The sequence below is a fragment of the Streptomyces fagopyri genome, from assembly GCF_009498275.1.
GTDB classification, from domain to species: domain Bacteria; phylum Actinomycetota; class Actinomycetes; order Streptomycetales; family Streptomycetaceae; genus Streptomyces; species Streptomyces fagopyri.
The window spans coordinates 4,116,016-4,133,418 of record NZ_CP045643.1 but is presented as its reverse complement, the minus strand read 5'-3'; the positions used below and the strand labels follow the sequence as shown (position 1 = coordinate 4,133,418).

At 68.8% G+C, this 17,403-nt stretch carries 15 protein-coding genes; 14 read left to right on the top strand and 1 reads right to left on the bottom strand.

Translation table 11 applies throughout. The annotated features are described in order from the left end of the window. Nucleotides 1-593: 593 nt before the first annotated feature. From GFH48_RS17680 to nuoN, 14 genes are read left to right on the top strand one after another with little or no spacing between them, the layout of a single operon-like run. On the top strand, nucleotides 594-953 hold the full coding sequence (locus tag GFH48_RS17680; RefSeq protein ID WP_007383963.1) for an NADH-quinone oxidoreductase subunit A: 360 nt from the start codon (nucleotides 594-596) through the stop codon (nucleotides 951-953). Between the two features lie 14 nt (nucleotides 954-967). Further along, nucleotides 968-1,522 carry a NuoB/complex I 20 kDa subunit family protein gene (locus GFH48_RS17675; RefSeq protein ID WP_007383964.1) on the top strand — a complete coding sequence of 185 codons (555 nt, stop codon included), beginning with the start codon at nucleotides 968-970 and terminating at the stop codon, nucleotides 1,520-1,522. Further along, nucleotides 1,519-2,265, top strand: a complete 747-nt coding sequence (locus tag GFH48_RS17670; RefSeq protein ID WP_153289190.1) for an NADH-quinone oxidoreductase subunit C — start codon at nucleotides 1,519-1,521, stop codon at nucleotides 2,263-2,265. Before GFH48_RS17675 ends, GFH48_RS17670 begins: the two co-directional genes overlap by 4 nt. Then, on the top strand, nucleotides 2,262-3,596 hold the full coding sequence (locus GFH48_RS17665; protein ID WP_153289189.1) for an NADH-quinone oxidoreductase subunit D: 1,335 nt from the start codon (nucleotides 2,262-2,264) through the stop codon (nucleotides 3,594-3,596). Before GFH48_RS17670 ends, GFH48_RS17665 begins: the two co-directional genes overlap by 4 nt. A 29-nt stretch (nucleotides 3,597-3,625) precedes the next feature. Continuing rightward, nucleotides 3,626-4,435, top strand: a complete 810-nt coding sequence (gene nuoE, locus GFH48_RS17660; RefSeq protein ID WP_153292966.1) for an NADH-quinone oxidoreductase subunit NuoE — start codon at nucleotides 3,626-3,628, stop codon at nucleotides 4,433-4,435. Further along, complete coding sequence (gene nuoF / locus GFH48_RS17655; protein ID WP_153289188.1) at nucleotides 4,435-5,820, top strand: NADH-quinone oxidoreductase subunit NuoF; 1,386 nt, start codon at nucleotides 4,435-4,437, stop codon at nucleotides 5,818-5,820. The genes nuoE and nuoF overlap by 1 nt, the downstream gene beginning before the upstream one ends. Further along, nucleotides 5,817-8,321 carry an NADH-quinone oxidoreductase subunit G gene (locus GFH48_RS17650; RefSeq protein ID WP_153289187.1) on the top strand — a complete coding sequence of 835 codons (2,505 nt, stop codon included), beginning with the start codon at nucleotides 5,817-5,819 and terminating at the stop codon, nucleotides 8,319-8,321. The genes nuoF and GFH48_RS17650 overlap by 4 nt, the downstream gene beginning before the upstream one ends. Then, nucleotides 8,318-9,700: an NADH-quinone oxidoreductase subunit NuoH gene (nuoH, locus tag GFH48_RS17645; protein ID WP_153289186.1), complete on the top strand. Its 1,383-nt coding sequence runs from the start codon at nucleotides 8,318-8,320 to the stop codon at nucleotides 9,698-9,700. The genes GFH48_RS17650 and nuoH overlap by 4 nt, the downstream gene beginning before the upstream one ends. Further along, entirely contained in the window at nucleotides 9,693-10,295 is a 603-nt protein-coding gene (nuoI, locus tag GFH48_RS17640; RefSeq protein WP_153289185.1) for an NADH-quinone oxidoreductase subunit NuoI, read from the top strand. Before nuoH ends, nuoI begins: the two co-directional genes overlap by 8 nt. Continuing rightward, entirely contained in the window at nucleotides 10,292-11,110 is an 819-nt protein-coding gene (locus GFH48_RS17635) for an NADH-quinone oxidoreductase subunit J (RefSeq protein ID WP_153289184.1), read from the top strand. The genes nuoI and GFH48_RS17635 overlap by 4 nt, the downstream gene beginning before the upstream one ends. Beyond that, nucleotides 11,107-11,406: an NADH-quinone oxidoreductase subunit NuoK gene (gene nuoK / locus GFH48_RS17630; protein ID WP_018568277.1), complete on the top strand. Its 300-nt coding sequence runs from the start codon at nucleotides 11,107-11,109 to the stop codon at nucleotides 11,404-11,406. The genes GFH48_RS17635 and nuoK overlap by 4 nt, the downstream gene beginning before the upstream one ends. Nucleotides 11,407-11,420: 14 nt before the next feature. After that, the gene (gene nuoL / locus GFH48_RS17625; protein WP_153289183.1) at nucleotides 11,421-13,343 is read left to right on the top strand and encodes an NADH-quinone oxidoreductase subunit L; all 1,923 of its coding nucleotides are present in this window, start codon (nucleotides 11,421-11,423) and stop codon (nucleotides 13,341-13,343) included. A gap of 5 nt (nucleotides 13,344-13,348) precedes the next feature. Then, nucleotides 13,349-14,920 carry an NADH-quinone oxidoreductase subunit M gene (locus GFH48_RS17620; RefSeq protein ID WP_153289182.1) on the top strand — a complete coding sequence of 524 codons (1,572 nt, stop codon included), beginning with the start codon at nucleotides 13,349-13,351 and terminating at the stop codon, nucleotides 14,918-14,920. Beyond that, a complete protein-coding gene (gene nuoN / locus GFH48_RS17615; RefSeq protein ID WP_153289181.1) occupies nucleotides 14,917-16,566 on the top strand; it encodes an NADH-quinone oxidoreductase subunit NuoN in 1,650 nt (549 codons plus the stop codon). The genes GFH48_RS17620 and nuoN overlap by 4 nt, the downstream gene beginning before the upstream one ends. 58 nt (nucleotides 16,567-16,624) lie before the next feature. Here nuoN and GFH48_RS17610 read toward each other — a convergent pair whose 3' ends face one another. Beyond that, nucleotides 16,625-17,230, bottom strand: a complete 606-nt coding sequence (locus GFH48_RS17610; RefSeq protein WP_153289180.1) for a hypothetical protein — start codon at nucleotides 17,228-17,230, stop codon at nucleotides 16,625-16,627. Nucleotides 17,231-17,403: the final 173 nt, after the last annotated feature.

The window sequence follows — 17,403 nt, the reverse complement described above, 5'->3', positions numbered from 1 at the left end:
CGCCTACCACTGGTTGCGACCAGTGGCCAAGCCCCACTTATCTGGCACATAGACAGATGTGGCACAGGTCACACAGCCGTCTCAGCGATGAATGCCCCGCGCGTAGATGACGGCATGCCCCCGCGCGTAGATCCCGAAGGTCCCCCGCTCGTGAACGCGCGCACGCGCCGACGCCGTCCACATCCGTCCACACCCCTCCCCCGACGTGTGAACGGATCCCTCTATCAAGCCTTCCCGTCCATCACCAATTTGCATGCGGAGGAAGTCTCTTGATATGGAGACGTCGCCCCGGACCTGCGATGACTAGCGGAAATGTCACCTCTGGTGACCGTGCGGACGCTTCGCGTGTGAAGATCACCGCTCATCCGACTTCATGATCCTTCGTCAGGTGGTGGAGATCACAAAGCTAGTGCAATACCCCGTGTCGCAGATCACAGACCGGCGGGCATAGGATGCGAGGCAGTTGGGCTTGTGACCTGCTTCACATGTACGCGATCTTCGTCGGGACGCACGGGGTTCGTGGGACGGGTGAGCGGAAGTGCTTGCCCGACACAACCGCCAGCAGTCAGTGCCGACTGAGAGGAGCGAGGAGCGTGAACGCGTATGCGCCGATCCTCGTACTGGGAGCCCTCGGGGCAGGCTTTGCGATCTTCTCCGTGGTCATGGCCACGCTTATCGGTCCAAAGCGATACAACCGGGCCAAGCTCGAGGCTTACGAGTGCGGTATCGAGCCGACCCCCACGCCGGCCGGCGGCGGGCGCTTCCCGATCAAGTACTACCTGACGGCGATGCTCTTCATCGTCTTCGACATCGAGATCGTCTTCCTCTACCCCTGGGCCGTCACCTTCGACGCCCTGGGTGTTTTCGGGCTCGTGGAGATGCTGCTCTTCGTGCTCACCGTCTTCGTCGCGTACGCGTACGTATGGCGGCGCGGCGGCCTGGAATGGGACTGAGGGGCCTTTAAGACATGGGACTCGAAGAAAAGCTGCCGAGCGGATTCCTGCTGACCACCGTCGAGCAGGCCGCGGGCTGGGTGCGCAAGGCGTCCGTCTTCCCCGCCACGTTCGGACTCGCCTGCTGCGCCATCGAGATGATGACGACCGGCGCGGGCCGCTACGACCTGGCGCGCTTCGGCATGGAGGTCTTCCGCGGGTCACCGCGGCAGGCCGACCTCATGATCGTCGCCGGACGTGTCAGCCAGAAGATGGCGCCCGTACTGCGGCAGGTCTATGACCAGATGCCCAACCCCAAGTGGGTGATCTCCATGGGCGTCTGTGCCTCATCGGGCGGAATGTTCAACAACTACGCCATTGTGCAGGGGGTCGACCACATTGTTCCGGTCGACATCTATTTGCCCGGCTGTCCGCCGCGGCCCGAGATGCTGATGGACGCGATTCTCAAGCTCCATCAGAAGATCCAGTCCTCGAAGCTCGGCGTGAACGCCGAGGAGGCGGCCCGCGAGGCGGAGGAAGCGGCGCTCAAGGCGCTCCCCACCATCGAGATGAAGGGCCTGCTGCGGTGAGCGACGCGAACGGCGCCGGCGACGGCGTGAACCCGGAGAAGGACCTCGGCGCGTCCAACCTCCCCGGCCAGCGTGGCGACGGTGGCGAGGAGATCCGCGTCCAGCGCGGCATGTTCGGCGCCGACAACGGCGGCGACACCTCCGGCTACGGCGGCCTGGTCCGCTCCGTCCGGCTGCCCGGCCCGGCCGGCCGGCCCTACGGCGGCTGGTTCGACGAGGTCGCCGACGAACTGGAGGGCGCGCTGGAGGAACAGGGACTCGTCCCCGAGAACGCGATCGAGAAGACGGTCGTCGACCGCGACGAGATCACCTTCCACATCGAACGCGAGTACCTGGTCCGCGTCGCCCAGACCCTCCGCGACGACCCGGCCCTCCGCTTCGAACTGTGCACGGGCGTGAGCGCAGTGCACTACCCCAGCGACAAGGGCCGCGAGCTGCACGCCGTCTACCACCTGCGCTCGATCACCCACAACCGGCTGATCCGCGTCGAGGTCAGTGCCCCCGACGCCGACCCGCACCTCCCGTCACTCGTTCCCGTCTATCCGACGAACGACTGGCACGAGCGCGAGGCGTACGACTTCTTCGGCCTGGTCTTCGACGGCCACCCGGCGCTGACGCGGATCATGATGCCGGACGACTGGCAGGGCCACCCGCAGCGCAAGGACTATCCCCTCGGTGGCATCCCCATCGAGTACAAGGGCGCCCAGATCCCGGCTCCGGACCAGCGGAGGTCGTACTCATGAGCACGCAGACCCCTTCTTCTGCCGCATCCGCCCGCGAGACGACCGAGGGCACCGTCTACACGGTCACCGGTGGCGACTGGGACGAGATCGCGCAGTCCGCCGCGAGGTCCGACGACGAGCGCATCATCGTCAACATGGGCCCGCAGCATCCGTCCACGCACGGCGTGCTCCGGCTCATCCTGGAGATCGACGGCGAGACGGTCACCGAGGCCCGCTGCGGCATCGGCTACCTCCACACCGGTATCGAGAAGAACCTCGAATACCGCACGTGGACCCAGGGCAGCACGTTCGTGACGCGCATGGACTACCTGACGCCGTTCTTCAACGAGACGGCGTACTGCCTCGGGGTCGAGAAGCTCCTCGGCATCGAGGACCAGATCCCCGACCGCGCCTCGATCATCCGGGTGCTCCTGATGGAGCTGAACCGGATCTCCTCCCACCTGGTGTGCATCGCCACCGGCGGCATGGAGCTCGGCGCCACCACGATCATGATCTACGGCTTCCGCGACCGCGAACTGATCCTCGACATCTACGAGCTGATCACCGGCCTGCGGATGAACCACGCGTACATCCGCCCCGGCGGACTCGCCCAGGACCTGCCGCCCGGCGCGGTGGACCAGATCCGCGAGTTCGTGAAGAAGATGACGAAGAACCTCCCCGAGTACGACAAGCTCGCCACCGGGAACCCCATCTTCAAGGCCCGTATGCAGGACGTCGGCTATCTCGACCTGGCCGGCTGCATGGCCCTGGGCGCCACCGGACCCGTGCTGCGCTCGGCGGGTCTGCCGCACGACCTGCGCAAGTCCCAGCCGTACTGCGGCTACGAGACGTACGACTTCGAGATCCCGACCGCCGACACCTGCGACTCCTACGGGCGCTTCCTGATCCGCCTGGAGGAGATGCGCCAGTCGCTGCACATCGTCGAACAGTGTCTGGACCGGCTCCAGCCGGGGCCGGTCATGGTCGCGGACAAGAAGATCGCCTGGCCCGCACAGCTCGCGCTCGGCCCCGACGGTCTGGGCAACTCCCTCGACCACATCAAGAAGATCATGGGCACCTCCATGGAGGCCCTCATCCACCACTTCAAGCTGGTGACCGAAGGCTTCCGCGTCCCGCCGGGACAGGCGTACGCGGCGGTCGAGTCACCCAAGGGCGAACTCGGGGTGCACGTCGTCTCCGACGGAGGCACCCGCCCCTACCGGGTCCACTTCCGGGACCCGTCCTTCACCAACCTGCAGGCCATGGCGGCGATGTGCGAGGGCGGCCAGGTCGCCGACGTCATCGTCGCCGTCGCGTCCATCGACCCCGTGATGGGAGGCGTCGACCGGTGACCACCACCCCCGAGGGCGTCAGCCTGGGCATGCCCCGACTGCCCGCGCCCGACTACCCGGACGACGTTCGGACCCGACTGGAAGCGGACGCCCGCGAGATCATCGCCCGCTACCCGGACTCCCGCTCGGCGCTCCTTCCGTTGCTGCACCTCGTGCAGGCGGAGGAGGGCCATGTCACGCGCACGGGGATGCAGTTCTGCGCGGACGTGCTGAGCCTGACCACCGCCGAGGTCACCGCGGTCGCGACCTTCTACTCGATGTACCGGCGCAAGCCGAGCGGTGACTACCAGGTGGGTGTGTGCACCAACACCCTGTGCGCGGTCATGGGCGGCGACGCCATCTTCGAGGCCCTCCAGGACCACCTGGGTGTCGGCAACGGCGAGACCACCGGTGACGGCAAGGTCACCCTTGAGCACATCGAGTGCAACGCGGCCTGCGACTTCGCACCCGTCGTGATGGTCAACTGGGAGTTCTTCGACAACCAGACCGTGGCCTCCGCGAAGCGCCTCGTCGACGACCTGCGCGCGGGAGCGGCGGTCGAGCCCACCCGCGGTGCCCCCCTGTGCACCTTCAAGGACACCGCGCGGATCCTGGCGGGCTTCCCCGACGAGCGCGTCGGCGCCGTCGAGGCGAGCGGCAGCGCGGGCCCCGCCTCGCTGATCGGCCTCCGCCTGGCCAAGGGGGAGAGCGGTGCCGCGCGCGTGGTCCATCCGCGCGGTGGCGGCGCCCCGCAGGACCAGCCGCCGGCCGAGCACCTCAGCTCGCACGACGCGCCGCAGGACACGTCGGGCTCCGATCCGTCGCACCCGGCGGGTCCCACAGCCGAGGAGGGGGAGTGATGACCTTGGCACCCGAGAACGGGGGCACCGCCCGCGCGAGCGCGTTCGAGCGCGACGGCGGGACCAGCCCCGAGAAGCTGCTCGCACCCGTGCTGTCGGCCTTCTGGGACGAGGAGAAGTCCTGGAGCCTGGACGTCTACCGAAGGCACGAGGGATACGAGGGGCTGCGCAAGGCGCTGGCCATGTCGCCGGACGACCTGATCGCGTACGTCAAGGACTCCGGTCTGCGCGGCCGGGGCGGCGCGGGATTCCCCACGGGAATGAAGTGGCAGTTCATTCCGCAGGGTGATGGAAAACCCCACTATCTAGTTGTCAACGCCGACGAGTCGGAGCCGGGTACCTGTAAAGACATCCCGCTCCTCTTCGCGAACCCGCACAGCCTCATCGAGGGCATTGTGATCGCGTGTTATGCCATTCGGTCTTCGCATGCCTTCATCTATCTCCGCGGTGAAGTCGTCCCCGTGCTGCGGCGGTTGCACGAGGCCGTCCGTGAGGCCCACGCGGCCGGCTACCTCGGCGAGAACATCCTGGGCAGCGGCCTCGACCTCCAGCTCACCGTGCACGCGGGCGCGGGCGCGTACATCTGCGGTGAGGAGACCGCGCTGCTCGACTCGCTCGAAGGCCGCCGTGGTCAACCGCGGCTTCGTCCCCCTTTCCCAGCCGTCGCAGGGCTCTATGCGTGCCCAACTGTGGTGAACAACGTCGAATCGATCGCGTCAGTTCCCGCAATCCTGCAAAAAGGCAAGGAATGGTTCAGGTCGATGGGGAGCGAGAAGTCCCCGGGCTTCACGCTCTACTCGCTCAGCGGCCACGTCACCGGCCCCGGCCAGTACGAGGCGCCACTGGGCATCACGCTGCGCCAACTCCTCGACATGAGCGGCGGGATGCGCGCGGGACACCGGCTGAAGTTCTGGACGCCGGGCGGCTCCTCGACGCCGATGTTCACCGAGGAACACCTCGACGTCCCCCTCGACTACGAGGGAGTGGGCGCCGCCGGTTCCATGCTCGGCACCAAGGCGCTCCAGTGTTTCGACGAGACGACCTGTGTCGTCCGGGCGGTCACCCGGTGGACCGAGTTCTACGCGCACGAGTCCTGCGGCAAGTGCACCCCGTGCCGCGAAGGGACCTACTGGCTCGTGCAGTTGCTGCGCGACATCGAGGCCGGCAAGGGCGTCATGTCCGACCTCGACAAGCTGAACGACATCGCCGACAACATCAACGGCAAGTCGTTCTGCGCCCTCGGCGACGGTGCCGCCTCGCCGATCTTCTCCTCGCTCAAGTACTTCCGCGAGGAGTACGAGCAGCACATCACGGGCCGCGGCTGCCCCTTCGACCCGGCCAGGTCGACGGCCTGGGCGGACAAGCACACGGAGGTGAACGCATGACGGTGACCACCAGCGCTCCCTCGGGAGGGGGAGAGGCGGCGGTTCCGCCGGAGGATCTCGTCTCGCTGACGATCGACGGAGCCGAGATCAGCGTGGCCAAGGGCACCCTGGTCATCCGCGCCGCGGAACAGCTCGGCATCGAGATCCCCCGCTTCTGCGACCACCCGCTGCTCGACCCGGCCGGCGCCTGTCGTCAGTGCATCGTCGAGGTCGAGGGACAGCGCAAGCCCATGGCGTCCTGCACGATCACGTGCACGGACGGGATGGTGGTGAAGACACAGCTCACCTCGCCCGTCGCCGAGAAGGCCCAGCACGGGGTGATGGAGCTGCTGCTCATCAACCACCCGCTGGACTGCCCGGTCTGCGACAAGGGCGGCGAGTGCCCGCTGCAGAACCAGGCGATGTCGCACGGCGGCTCCGATTCCCGCTTCGAGGGAAAGAAGCGGACGTACGAGAAGCCGGTCCCGATCTCCACACAGGTGCTGCTCGACCGCGAACGGTGCGTGCTCTGCGCCCGCTGCACCCGGTTCAGCAACCAGATCGCGGGCGACCCGATGATCGAGCTGATCGAGCGCGGGGCGCTCCAGCAGGTCGGTACCGGCGAGGGCGATCCCTTCGAGTCGTACTTCTCCGGGAACACGATCCAGATCTGCCCGGTCGGAGCGCTGACCTCGGCGGCCTACCGCTTCCGCTCCCGCCCCTTCGACCTCGTCTCCTCGCACTCGGTGTGCGAGCACTGCGCGGGCGGCTGCGCGACGCGCACCGATCACCGGCGTGGCAAGGTGATGCGACGCCTCGCGGCTCCCGACCCCGAGGTCAACGAGGAGTGGCTGTGCGACAAGGGGCGTTTCGGCTTCCGGTACGCGCAGCAGCGTGACCGGCTGGACACGCCTCTGGTCCGCGGCGCCTCCGGCGAACTGGAGCCCGCGTCGTGGCCGGAAGCCCTGGAGGCCGCGGCCCGGGGGCTGCTGGCGGCCCGGGGCAGGACCGGTGTCCTGACCGGCGGCCGGCTCACCGTCGAGGACGCCTACGCGTACAGCAAGTTCGCGCGCGTGGCCCTCGACACCAACGACATCGACTTCCGCGCGCGCGTGCACAGCGCCGAGGAGGCCGACTTCCTGGCCGCCCGGGTGGCCGGACGGGGCCGTGACCTCGACGGCACGGGCGTCACCTACACGTCCCTGGAGAAGGCGCCCGCGGTTCTGCTCGTCGGCTTCGAGTCCGAGGAGGAGGCGCCCGGAGTCTTCCTGCGGTTGCGCAAGGCCTGGCGCGGACACGGGCAGAGGAGCTTCTCCCTCGCCACGCACGCGACGCGCGGCCTGGCCAAGGCGGGAGGCACACTGCTGCCCGCCGCGCCCGGTACCGAGACCGAGTGGCTGAACGCCCTCGCGAGCGGGGTCGGTCTGGAGGGCGACGGCGCCGAGGCCGCCGAGGCACTGCGCGGTGAGGGCGCGGTGATCGTCGTCGGTGAGCGGCTCGCCGCGGTGGCCGGCGGGCTCACGTCCGCCGTACGAGCCGCGTCCGCGACCGGGGCCACGCTGGCGTGGATCCCGCGGCGGGCAGGGGAGCGCGGCGCCATCGAGGCGGGCGCGCTGCCGTCGCTGCTGCCGGGCGGACGTCCGGCGACCGACCCTCGCGCGCGGGAGGAGGTCGCCGCCGCCTGGGGCGTCTCCCAGCTCCCGCACCGCTACGGTCGCGACACCGGCCAGATGGTCGAGGCCGCCGCGGCCGGCGAACTCCAGGCCCTGGTCGTGGCGGGTGTGGAGGTCGATGACCTGCCCGACCCGGCACGCGCGCGTGCGGCCCTTTCGGAGATCGGCTTCCTGGTGTCGCTCGAACTGCGTCCCGGTGACGTCACCGAACACGCGGACGTCGTCCTCCCGGTGGCCGCGGTCACCGAGAAGCCGGGCACCTTCCTCAACTGGGAGGGCAGGGCCCGCCTCTTCGAGGCCGCGCTCAAGCCCGACCAGATGACCCGCGCCCTGGCACCCACCGACGCGCGGGTGCTGCAGATGCTGGCCGACGCCATGGACGTACACCTCGGTCTGCCCGACCTGCGGAGCACACGCGGCGAGCTGGACCGGCTCGGCGCCTGGGGCGGGCCGCGGGCCGCCGAACCCGTCGAGATCGCGGCGTCGCTGCCGCGTCCCGCCGCCGGGGAGGCCGTGCTCGCGGGTCACCGGCTGCTGCTCGACCGAGGGCGTCTCCAGGAGGGCGACGAGGCGCTCGCCGGGACGCGGCACGCGGCACGCGCGCGCGTGTCGTCCGCCACGGCCGCCGAGGCGGGTGTCAAGGAGGGCGACCTCCTCGCCGTCACCGGCAGCGCCGGGACCGTCGCCCTGCCGCTGCAGATCACCGAGATGCCCGACCGCGTGGTCTGGCTTCCGCTGAACTCCGCCGGCGGGGGCGTCGCCTCCGACACGGGGGCGCTGCCCGGCGCACTCGTCCGCATCGGTCCGGCGACGCTCGCCACCGAGGCCCCCAAGGAGGTGGAGGCATGACGCCGTACACGTCGTACCTCGCCACGGAAGACCTCTCCATGTTCGGCCGCGACCCCTGGTGGCTGGTCGTCGTCAAGGCGGTCTTCTGCTTCGCCTTCCTGATGATCACCGTGCTCTTCTCCATCGTGTGGGAGCGCAAGGTCGTCGCCTGGATGCAGCTGCGCATCGGCCCGAACCGGCACGGCCCCTGGGGGATGCTCCAGTCGCTCGCCGACGGCGTCAAACTGATGCTCAAGGAAGACCTCGTCGTCAAACGCGCGGACAAGGTGGTCTACATCCTCGCGCCGATCGTCGCGGCCATCCCGGCCTTCATGGCGATCGCGGTCATCCCCTTCGGACCCGCGGGCAACGAGATCTCGATCTTCGGGCACCGCACCACGATGCAGCTCACCGACCTGCCGATCGCGATGCTCTACATCCTCGCGGTGGCCTCGGTCGGCATCTACGGGATCGTCCTCGCGGGCTGGTCCTCGGGCTCGACGTACCCGCTCCTCGGCGGACTGCGTTCCTGCGCGCAGATGATCTCCTACGAGATCGCCATGGGCGCCGCGTTCGCCTCGGTGTTCCTTTACTCCGGCTCGATGTCGACCTCGACGATCGTCGAGCAGCAGCACGACCGCTGGTACGTCCTGCTGCTGCCGGTCTCCTTCGTGATCTACATCATCACGATGGTCGGCGAGACCAACCGCGCCCCCTTCGACATGCCGGAGTCCGAGGGCGACCTCGTCGGCGGCTTCAACACCGAGTACTCGTCCATCAAGTTCGCGCTCTTCATGCTCGCCGAGTACGTGAACATGGTGACGGTCTCGGCCGTGTCGACCACGCTCTTCCTCGGCGGCTGGCGGGCCCCGTGGCCGATCAGCACCTTCTGGGAGGGCGCCAACCACGGCTGGTGGCCGATGCTCTGGTTCGTGGTGAAGGTGCAGCTGCTGCTGTTCTTCTTCATCTGGCTGCGCGGCACGCTCCCGCGCGTCCGCTACGACCAGCTGATGAAGCTCGGCTGGAAGGTCCTCATCCCGGTCTCCGTGGTCTGGCTGATGCTCGTCGCGACCGTACGGACCCTGCGCAACCAGAACTACGACTTCGCCGACATCGCGCTGTACGTCGGCGGCGGTGTCCTCGTACTGCTGCTGATCTCGTTCGCCGTGGACATCTTCCGGGAGAAACCGGAGGACCGGGAGGCGCCCGCCGAGGCCGCCGGCTTCGACCCGATGGCCGGCGGATACCCGGTGCCGCCGCTGCCGGGACAGGAGTTGCCGCCGGTGCCGCGGCGCCGCCCGCGCCGTGAGCGGGAGTTGATTGTCAGTGGTGGGTCCGATACTGCGAGTGACGGATCGGACGGCGGATCTCGTGACGGAAAGGAGGGGTCAGATGTCTGAGGAGCCGAAGGAGACCAAACCCGGTTTCCAGAACCCCGTCGCCGGCTTCGGCGTGACCTTCAAGGCCATGTTCAAGAAGCGGCTCACGGAGCAGTACCCGGAGCAGCACAAGACCACGGCCCCGCGGTTCCACGGCCGGCACCAGCTCAACCGCCACCCGGACGGCTTGGAGAAGTGCGTCGGCTGTGAGCTGTGCGCGTGGGCCTGCCCCGCGGACGCCATCTACGTGGAGGGCGCGGACAACACCGAGGAGGAGCGCTACTCGCCCGGTGAGCGCTACGGCCGCGTCTACCAGATCAACTACGCGCGCTGCATCCTGTGCGGTCTGTGCATCGAGGCGTGCCCCACGCGCGCGCTGACGATGACGAACGAGTTCGAGCTCGCGGACAGCAGCCGCGCCAACCTCATCTACACCAAGGAGCAGCTGCTCGCCGGTCTGGAGGAGGGCATGGTGGAGTCGCCGCACTCGATCTTCCCGGGGACGGACGAGCAGGACTACTACCGCGGCCTGGTCACGGAGGCGGCGCCCGGCACCGTGCGCCAGGTGGCCGTCTCCAAGGGCGAGAAGCCCGATGAGGAGGGGGTGGACGCATGAGCGCGCAGCTCGCCGCCTACTCCACCTCGACCGGAGAGGCCTTCCAGTTCTGGGTTCTCGGCACCGTCGCCGTGATCGGCGCCCTGTGCACCGTCTTCATGAAGAAGGCCGTGCACAGCGCGCTCTGTCTCGCCGGGACCATGATCGTCCTGGCGGTGTTCTACCTCGCCAACGGCGCCTATTTCCTGGGCGTCGTACAGATCGTCGTCTACACCGGCGCGATCATGATGCTGTTCCTGTTCGTGGTCATGCTCGTAGGCGTCACCGCGGCCGACTCCCTGAAGGAGACCATCAAGGGGCAGCGCTGGCTGGCCCTGGCCTGTGGTCTCGGCTTCGGCGTCCTGCTGCTCGGGGGCATCGGCAACGCGTCCCTGACGGAGTTCAACGGCCTGGGCAAGGCCAACGCCAACGGGAACGTGGAGGGCCTGGCGGCCCTCATCTTCACGAAGTACGTGTTCGCCTTCGAGATCACCGGCGCGCTGCTCATCACGGCCGCCGTCGGCGCCATGGTGCTCACGCACCGGGAGCGCACCGAGCGTCCCAAGACCCAGCGCGAGCTGTCCGAGCAGCGGGTGCGCGAGGGCAAGCACCTGCCGCCGCTGCCGGCCCCGGGTGTCTACGCCCGGCACAACGCGGTGGACATCGCGGGTCTCCTCCCGGACGGCACCCCCTCGGAGCTGACCGTCAACAAGACGCTGCGGGAGCGCGGCCAGGTCCGTGACGTCTCCACCGAGGCGCTGAGCGATCTGAAGGCCCTGGAGCAGCGCGCCGAAGAACGCCTGGAGCGCACGAAGACGGAGGAGGCGTCCAAGTGAATCCGGTCAACTACCTCTATCTCGCCGCCCTGTTGTTCACGATCGGCGCCACCGGCGTGCTGATCAGGCGCAACGCGATCGTGGTGTTCATGTGTGTCGAGCTGATGCTCAACGCCTGCAACCTCGCGTTCGTCGTCTTCTCCCGCATGCACGGCAATCTCGACGGCCAGATCATCGCCTTCTTCACGATGGTCGTCGCCGCCGCGGAGGTCGTGGTCGGGCTCGCGATCATCGTGTCGCTGTTCCGTTCCCGCCACTCGGCCTCGGTCGACGACGCCAGCCTGATGAAGCTGTAAGGGGTCGCTGAACCGTGACTAGTACAGACAACCTGATTGCGCTGCTGGTAGCGGCGCCTCTGCTCGGAGCGGCGGTACTGCTGTGCGGCGGCCGGCGGCTCGACGCTGTCGGCCACTGGATCGGCACGGCGCTCGCGGCGGCCTCGTTCGTGATCGGCGCGGTCCTCTTCGTCGACATGCTGGGCAAGAACGCCGCCGACCGTTCCTTGGGCCAGCACCTGTTCAGCTGGGTCCCCGTAGCGGGCTTCCGGGCGGACGTCTCCTTCCAGCTCGACCAGCTGTCGATGACGTTCGTCCTGCTCATCACGGGCGTCGGCTCACTGATCCACCTGTACTCCATCGGGTACATGGAGCACGACGAGCGCCGCCGCCGCTTCTTCGGCTATCTGAACCTGTTCCTCGCGGCGATGCTGCTGCTCGTCCTCGCGGACAACTACCTGCTGCTGTACGTCGGCTGGGAGGGCGTGGGCCTCGCCTCGTACCTGCTGATCGGCTTCTGGCAGCACAAGCCCAGCGCCGCCACCGCCGCGAAGAAGGCCTTCCTGGTCAACCGCGTCGGCGACATGGGCCTGTCGATCGCCATCATGCTGATGTTCACCACCTTCGGCAGCTTCGCCTTCGGACCCGTGCTCGGCACCGAGGGACACCCGGGGCTGGTCGGCGGCGCCACCGAGGGCAAGCTCACCGCCGTCGCGCTGATGCTGCTGCTCGCCGCGTGCGGCAAGTCCGCCCAGGTGCCGCTGCAGTCCTGGCTCGGGGACGCGATGGAGGGCCCGACCCCGGTCTCGGCCCTCATCCACGCCGCGACGATGGTGACGGCCGGCGTCTATCTGATCGTCCGTTCCGGCGCGATCTTCAACGCCGCGCCCGACGCGCAGCTGGTCGTCACCGTGGTCGGTGCCGTCACCCTGCTGTTCGGTGCGATCGTCGGTTGCGCGAAGGACGACATCAAGAAGGCGCTCGCCGGCTCGACGATGTCGCAGATCGGCTACATGGTGCTGGCCGCGGGCCTCGGCCCCATCGGCTACGTCTTCGCGATCATGCACCTGGTGACGCACGGCTTCTTCAAGGCGGGGCTCTTCCTCGGCGCCGGTTCGGTGATGCACGGCATGAACGACGAGGTCGACATGCGGAGGTACGGCGGCCTCAGGAAGTACATGCCGGTCACCTTCTTCACCTTCGGCCTCGGCTACCTCGCCATCATCGGATTCCCGGGTCTGTCGGGCTTCTTCTCCAAGGACAAGATCATCGAGGCGGCCTTCGCCAAGGGCGGTACCGAGGGCTGGATCCTGGGCGGCGCCGCCCTCCTCGGCGCGGCGATCACCGCGTACTACATGACGCGCGTGATGCTCATGACCTTCTTCGGTGAGAAGCGCTGGCAGCCGGACGCGGACGGCCACGAGCCGCACCCGCACGAGTCGCCCCGGTCCATGACGATCCCCATGATCGTGCTGGCCTTCGGCTCGGTCTTCGCGGGTGGCCTCTTCAGCTTCGGCGACCGCTTCCTGCACTGGCTGGAGCCGGTCACCGGGCACTCGGAGGGCGACTCGCCCGTCAGCGCCCTCACGGTCACGCTGGCCACGATGGTCCTCCTGGTCGTGGGCGCCGGAATCGCCTACCTCCAGTACGGGCGCAAGCCCGTCCCCGCCGTCGCCCCGCGCGGCTCCCTGCTCACCCGGGCCGCCCGGCGCGACCTGCTCCAGGACGACTTCAACCACGTCGTGCTGGTGCGCGGCGGGGAGCACCTCACGCGCTCCCTGGTGTACGTCGACCACACCCTGGTCGACGGGGTCGTCAACGGTACGGCGGCCTCGATGGGCGGCCTCTCCGGGCGGCTGCGGAAGCTGCAGAACGGCTATGCCCGCAGTTACGCGGTCTCGATGTTCGGGGGTGCGGCGGTCCTCATCGCCGCGACCCTGCTGATGAGGGCGGTCTGATACCGATGTCCTTTCCTCTGCTGACAGCGACGGCGGCGCTCCCGGCCCTCGGAGCGGTCGCCACGGCCGCCGTGCCGGCCGCGCGACGTGTCGCCGCCAAGTGGCTGGCGCTGCTCGTCTCGCTCGCCACTCTCGTCCTGGCCGCGGTCGTGCTCGTACGATTCGACCCCGGCGGCAACCGATACCAGCTCACCGAATCCCACTCCTGGATCAAGGACTTCGGGGTGCGGTACGAGCTGGGTGTGGACGGCATCGGGGTGGCGCTGGTCGCGCTGACCGCGCTGCTGATCCCGTTCGTGATCCTCGCGGGCTGGCACGACGCCGACCCGCAGGAGACCGGGAACACGCGCTGGCGGCCGACGCAGGGCTTCTTCGCCCTGATCCTGGCCGTCGAGGCGATGGTGATCATCTCCTTCGAGGCCACCGACGTCTTCCTCTTCTACATCTTCTTCGAAGCCATGCTGATCCCGATGTACTTCCTCATCGGCGGCTTCGGGGACAAGGCCCACGAGCACGGCGACGAGGTGGCGGCGACACAGCGTTCCTACGCCGCGGTGAAGTTCCTCCTCTACAACCTGGTCGGCGGTCTGATCATGCTGGCCGCGGTCATCGGCCTCTACGTGGTCGCCGGGAACTTCTCGCTCCAGGAGATCGCGCAGGCCCGCGCCAACGGCTCGCTGCACATGGCGACCAGCACGGAGCGGTGGCTGTTCCTGGGCTTCTTCTTCGCGTTCGCGGTGAAGGCGCCGCTGTGGCCGCTGCACACCTGGCTGCCCAACGCCATGGGGGAGGCCACGGCCCCGGTCGCGGTCCTGATCACGGCGGTGGTCGACAAGGTCGGCACCTTCGCGATGCTCCGGTTCTGCCTCCAGCTCTTCCCCGAGGCCAGCAAGTGGGCGACGCCGGTGATCCTCGTCCTCGCCCTGATCAGCATCGTCTACGGGGCGCTGGTCGCGGTCGGCCAGCGGGACATCAAGCGGCTGGTGGCGTACGCGTCGATCTCGCACTTCGGCTTCATCATCCTGGGCATCTTCGCGATGACGAGCCAGGGCCAGTCGGGCGCGACGCTCTACATGGTCAACCACGGGATCTCGACGGCCGCCCTGATGCTGGTGGCGGGCTTCCTGATCTCGCGGCGCGGCTCGCGTCTGATCGCCGACTACGGAGGGGTGCAGAAAGTCGCCCCTGTGCTCGCCGGCACCTTCCTGATCGGCGGACTCGCGACCCTCTCGCTTCCCGGGCTCGCGCCCTTCGTGAGTGAGTTCCTCGTCCTGGTCGGCACGTTCACGCGCTATCCGGCCGTCGGTGTCGTCGCCACCTTCGGCATCGTGCTCGCCGCGATCTACACCCTCGTCCTGTACCAGCGGACGATGACCGGCCCGGTGAAGGCCGAGGTCGCCGAGATGCCCGACCTCAGGGTGCGCGAGCTCCTCGTGGTCGCCCCGCTCATCGCTCTGCTGATCTTCCTGGGCGTCTACCCGAAGCCCGTCACCGACATCGTCAACCCCGCGGTCCAGCAGACCATGTCGGACGTACACAAAAAGGACCCCCAGCCCGAGGTGGAGGCGGCCAAGTGAGCGCAGCAGCCGTCCACAGCCTGTGGACAACCGCGGCGGAGCCGATCGCGAAGATCGGCGCGCCGAAGATCGAATACGGGCAGTTGTCGCCCACCCTGATCGTCATCGGGGCGGCGCTCGTCGGGGTGCTGGTCGAGGCCTTCGTCCCGCGCAAGTCCCGCTACTACACCCAGGTGTTCCTGGCCGTCGTCGCGCTCGCCGCCGCCTTCGCCGCGGTGGTCGCGATGGCGGCGGGCGGATACGGGACGACGAAGGCGCACATCGCGGCGATGGGCGCGATCGCCGTCGACGGGCCCTCCCTGTTCCTGCAGGGCACCATCCTGCTGGCGGGCATCCTCGGCGTCTTCACCTTCGCCGAGCGCCGGCTGGACCCGGAGGCGCACGGCAACCGCGTCGACTCGTTCGCCGCGCAGGCCGCCTCCGTGCCCGGCAGCGACAGCGAAAAGGCCGCGGTGAAAGCCGGGTTCACCACCACCGAGGTGTTCCCGCTGCTGCTCTTCGCGATCGGCGGCATGCTGGTCTTCCCGTCGGCCAACGACCTGCTGACGCTGTTCATCGCGCTGGAGGTCTTCTCGCTGCCCCTGTACCTGTTGTGCGCCGTGGCCCGCCGCAAGCGGCTCATGTCGCAGGAGGCCGCCGTCAAGTACTTCCTGCTCGGTGCCTTCGCCTCCGCGTTCACCCTGTTCGGCATCGCCCTGCTCTACGGCTACGCGGGCTCGGTGTCGTACGCCAGGATCGCGCAGGTCGTCGACGGCACGGTCACCACCGTCGACCCGGCACTCGCCGGGACCATGGGCAACGACGTGCTGCTGCTGATCGGTGCCGCGATGGTCGTCATGGGCCTGCTCTTCAAGGTCGGCGCGGTGCCCTTCCACATGTGGACGCCGGACGTCTACCAGGGTGCGCCGACACCGGTCACCGGCTTCATGGCGGCGGCGACGAAGGTGGCCGCCTTCGGGGCGCTCCTGCGTCTGCTGTACGTCGTCCTGCCGGGCCTGCGCTGGGACTGGCGGCCGGTCATGTGGGCCGTCGCGATCGTCACCATGCTGGGCGGCGCCATCGTCGCGATCACCCAGACCGACATCAAGCGCCTGCTGGCGTACTCGTCGATCGCGCACGCGGGCTTCATCCTGGCCGGTGTCATCGCGGCCTCGCCGGACGGTGTGTCGTCGGTCCTGTTCTACCTGGCTGCCTACTCGTTCGTGACGATCGGGGCCTTCGCGGTCGTGACCCTGGTCCGTGACGCGGGCGGCGAGGCGACACACCTGTCCAAGTGGGCGGGCCTCGGACGGCGCTCCCCGCTGGTGGCGGCCGTCTTCGCGGTCTTCCTGCTGGCCTTCGCGGGCATTCCGCTGACCTCGGGCTTCGCCGGAAAGTTCGCCGTGTTCAAGGCGGCGGCGGAGGGCGGCGCGGGCGCGCTGGTCGTGGTCGGTGTGATCTCGTCGGCGATCGCGGCGTTCTTCTACATCCGGGTGATCGTGCTGATGTTCTTCAGCGAGCCGAAGGCGGAGGGTCCCACGGTCGCGGTGCCCTCGCCGCTGACCATGACGGCGATCGCGTTCGGCGTCGCGGTCACCCTGGTGCTGGGAGTCGCGCCGCAGTACTTCCTCGACCTGGCGAGCCAGGCAGGGGTCTTCGTGCGCTGACCTGGACCTCGCGCGCCCCGGGCCCCGCTCCTTCCCAGGAGCGGGGCCCGAGGCGTTCTCAGTGGGCCGCGTGGGCCGACTGCGCGGGGTGCGCCGGGACGGCCGGACACGTCACCCGGGGGTTCCACCGGTTGAACAGGCCGTCGGGGTTGTGCTTCCAGAGCCAGACGTGCAGGTCGTAGTGGACCGGCATACCGGGATAGTGACCCGGCATCGGGCCCTCGAACTTCTGGCCGAACAGCGAAGGCCGGTCGCCGGAGGTCTTCACGTCCTGGTCCGCGTCCACCACGATCCACTCCACCCCCGCCAGCCTGCGCCTCCCGTCCGGCCCGTCCTCGAAGAGCAGGGCTCCGGGCTTCGCCGGGTCGAGGGAGCCGTAGCGGGACTCGTTGAAGTAGTGGTAACCCATGGCGCCCGGGCCGGTGGGATTCGCCGAGCACGCGTACGGAACGTAGCCGTCGGGGAGGGCGACCGACTCGTCCAGGTACTTCGCGCTGGCCACGTACGCCTTGTTCAGTGCCCGTGCGAGGGACGCGGGGTCCACGGGCCCACCCGCCGCGGTCGGGGCGGGCACGGCGGCCGGGGCGGGCACGGCGGCCAGGGCGAGCGACGCGGCGACGGCTGTCACGAGGGCGAGGGCGGTCCTGAGCGGACGCTGGGACATGCGATGACTCCTAGAGGCGCGAGAGCGGCGTACGGGACGGTGCCGTCCCGTCTGCTGCGGGCCCCTCCTCCGGCCCGAGCAGCATGTCCCGCGGCCGCCGGAGGCCGCCATACGAGAGGGGCCAACGGGGGAACGCGGGCGGACCGTGCCGCCCGCAGGAGTGAGCGGGGCCG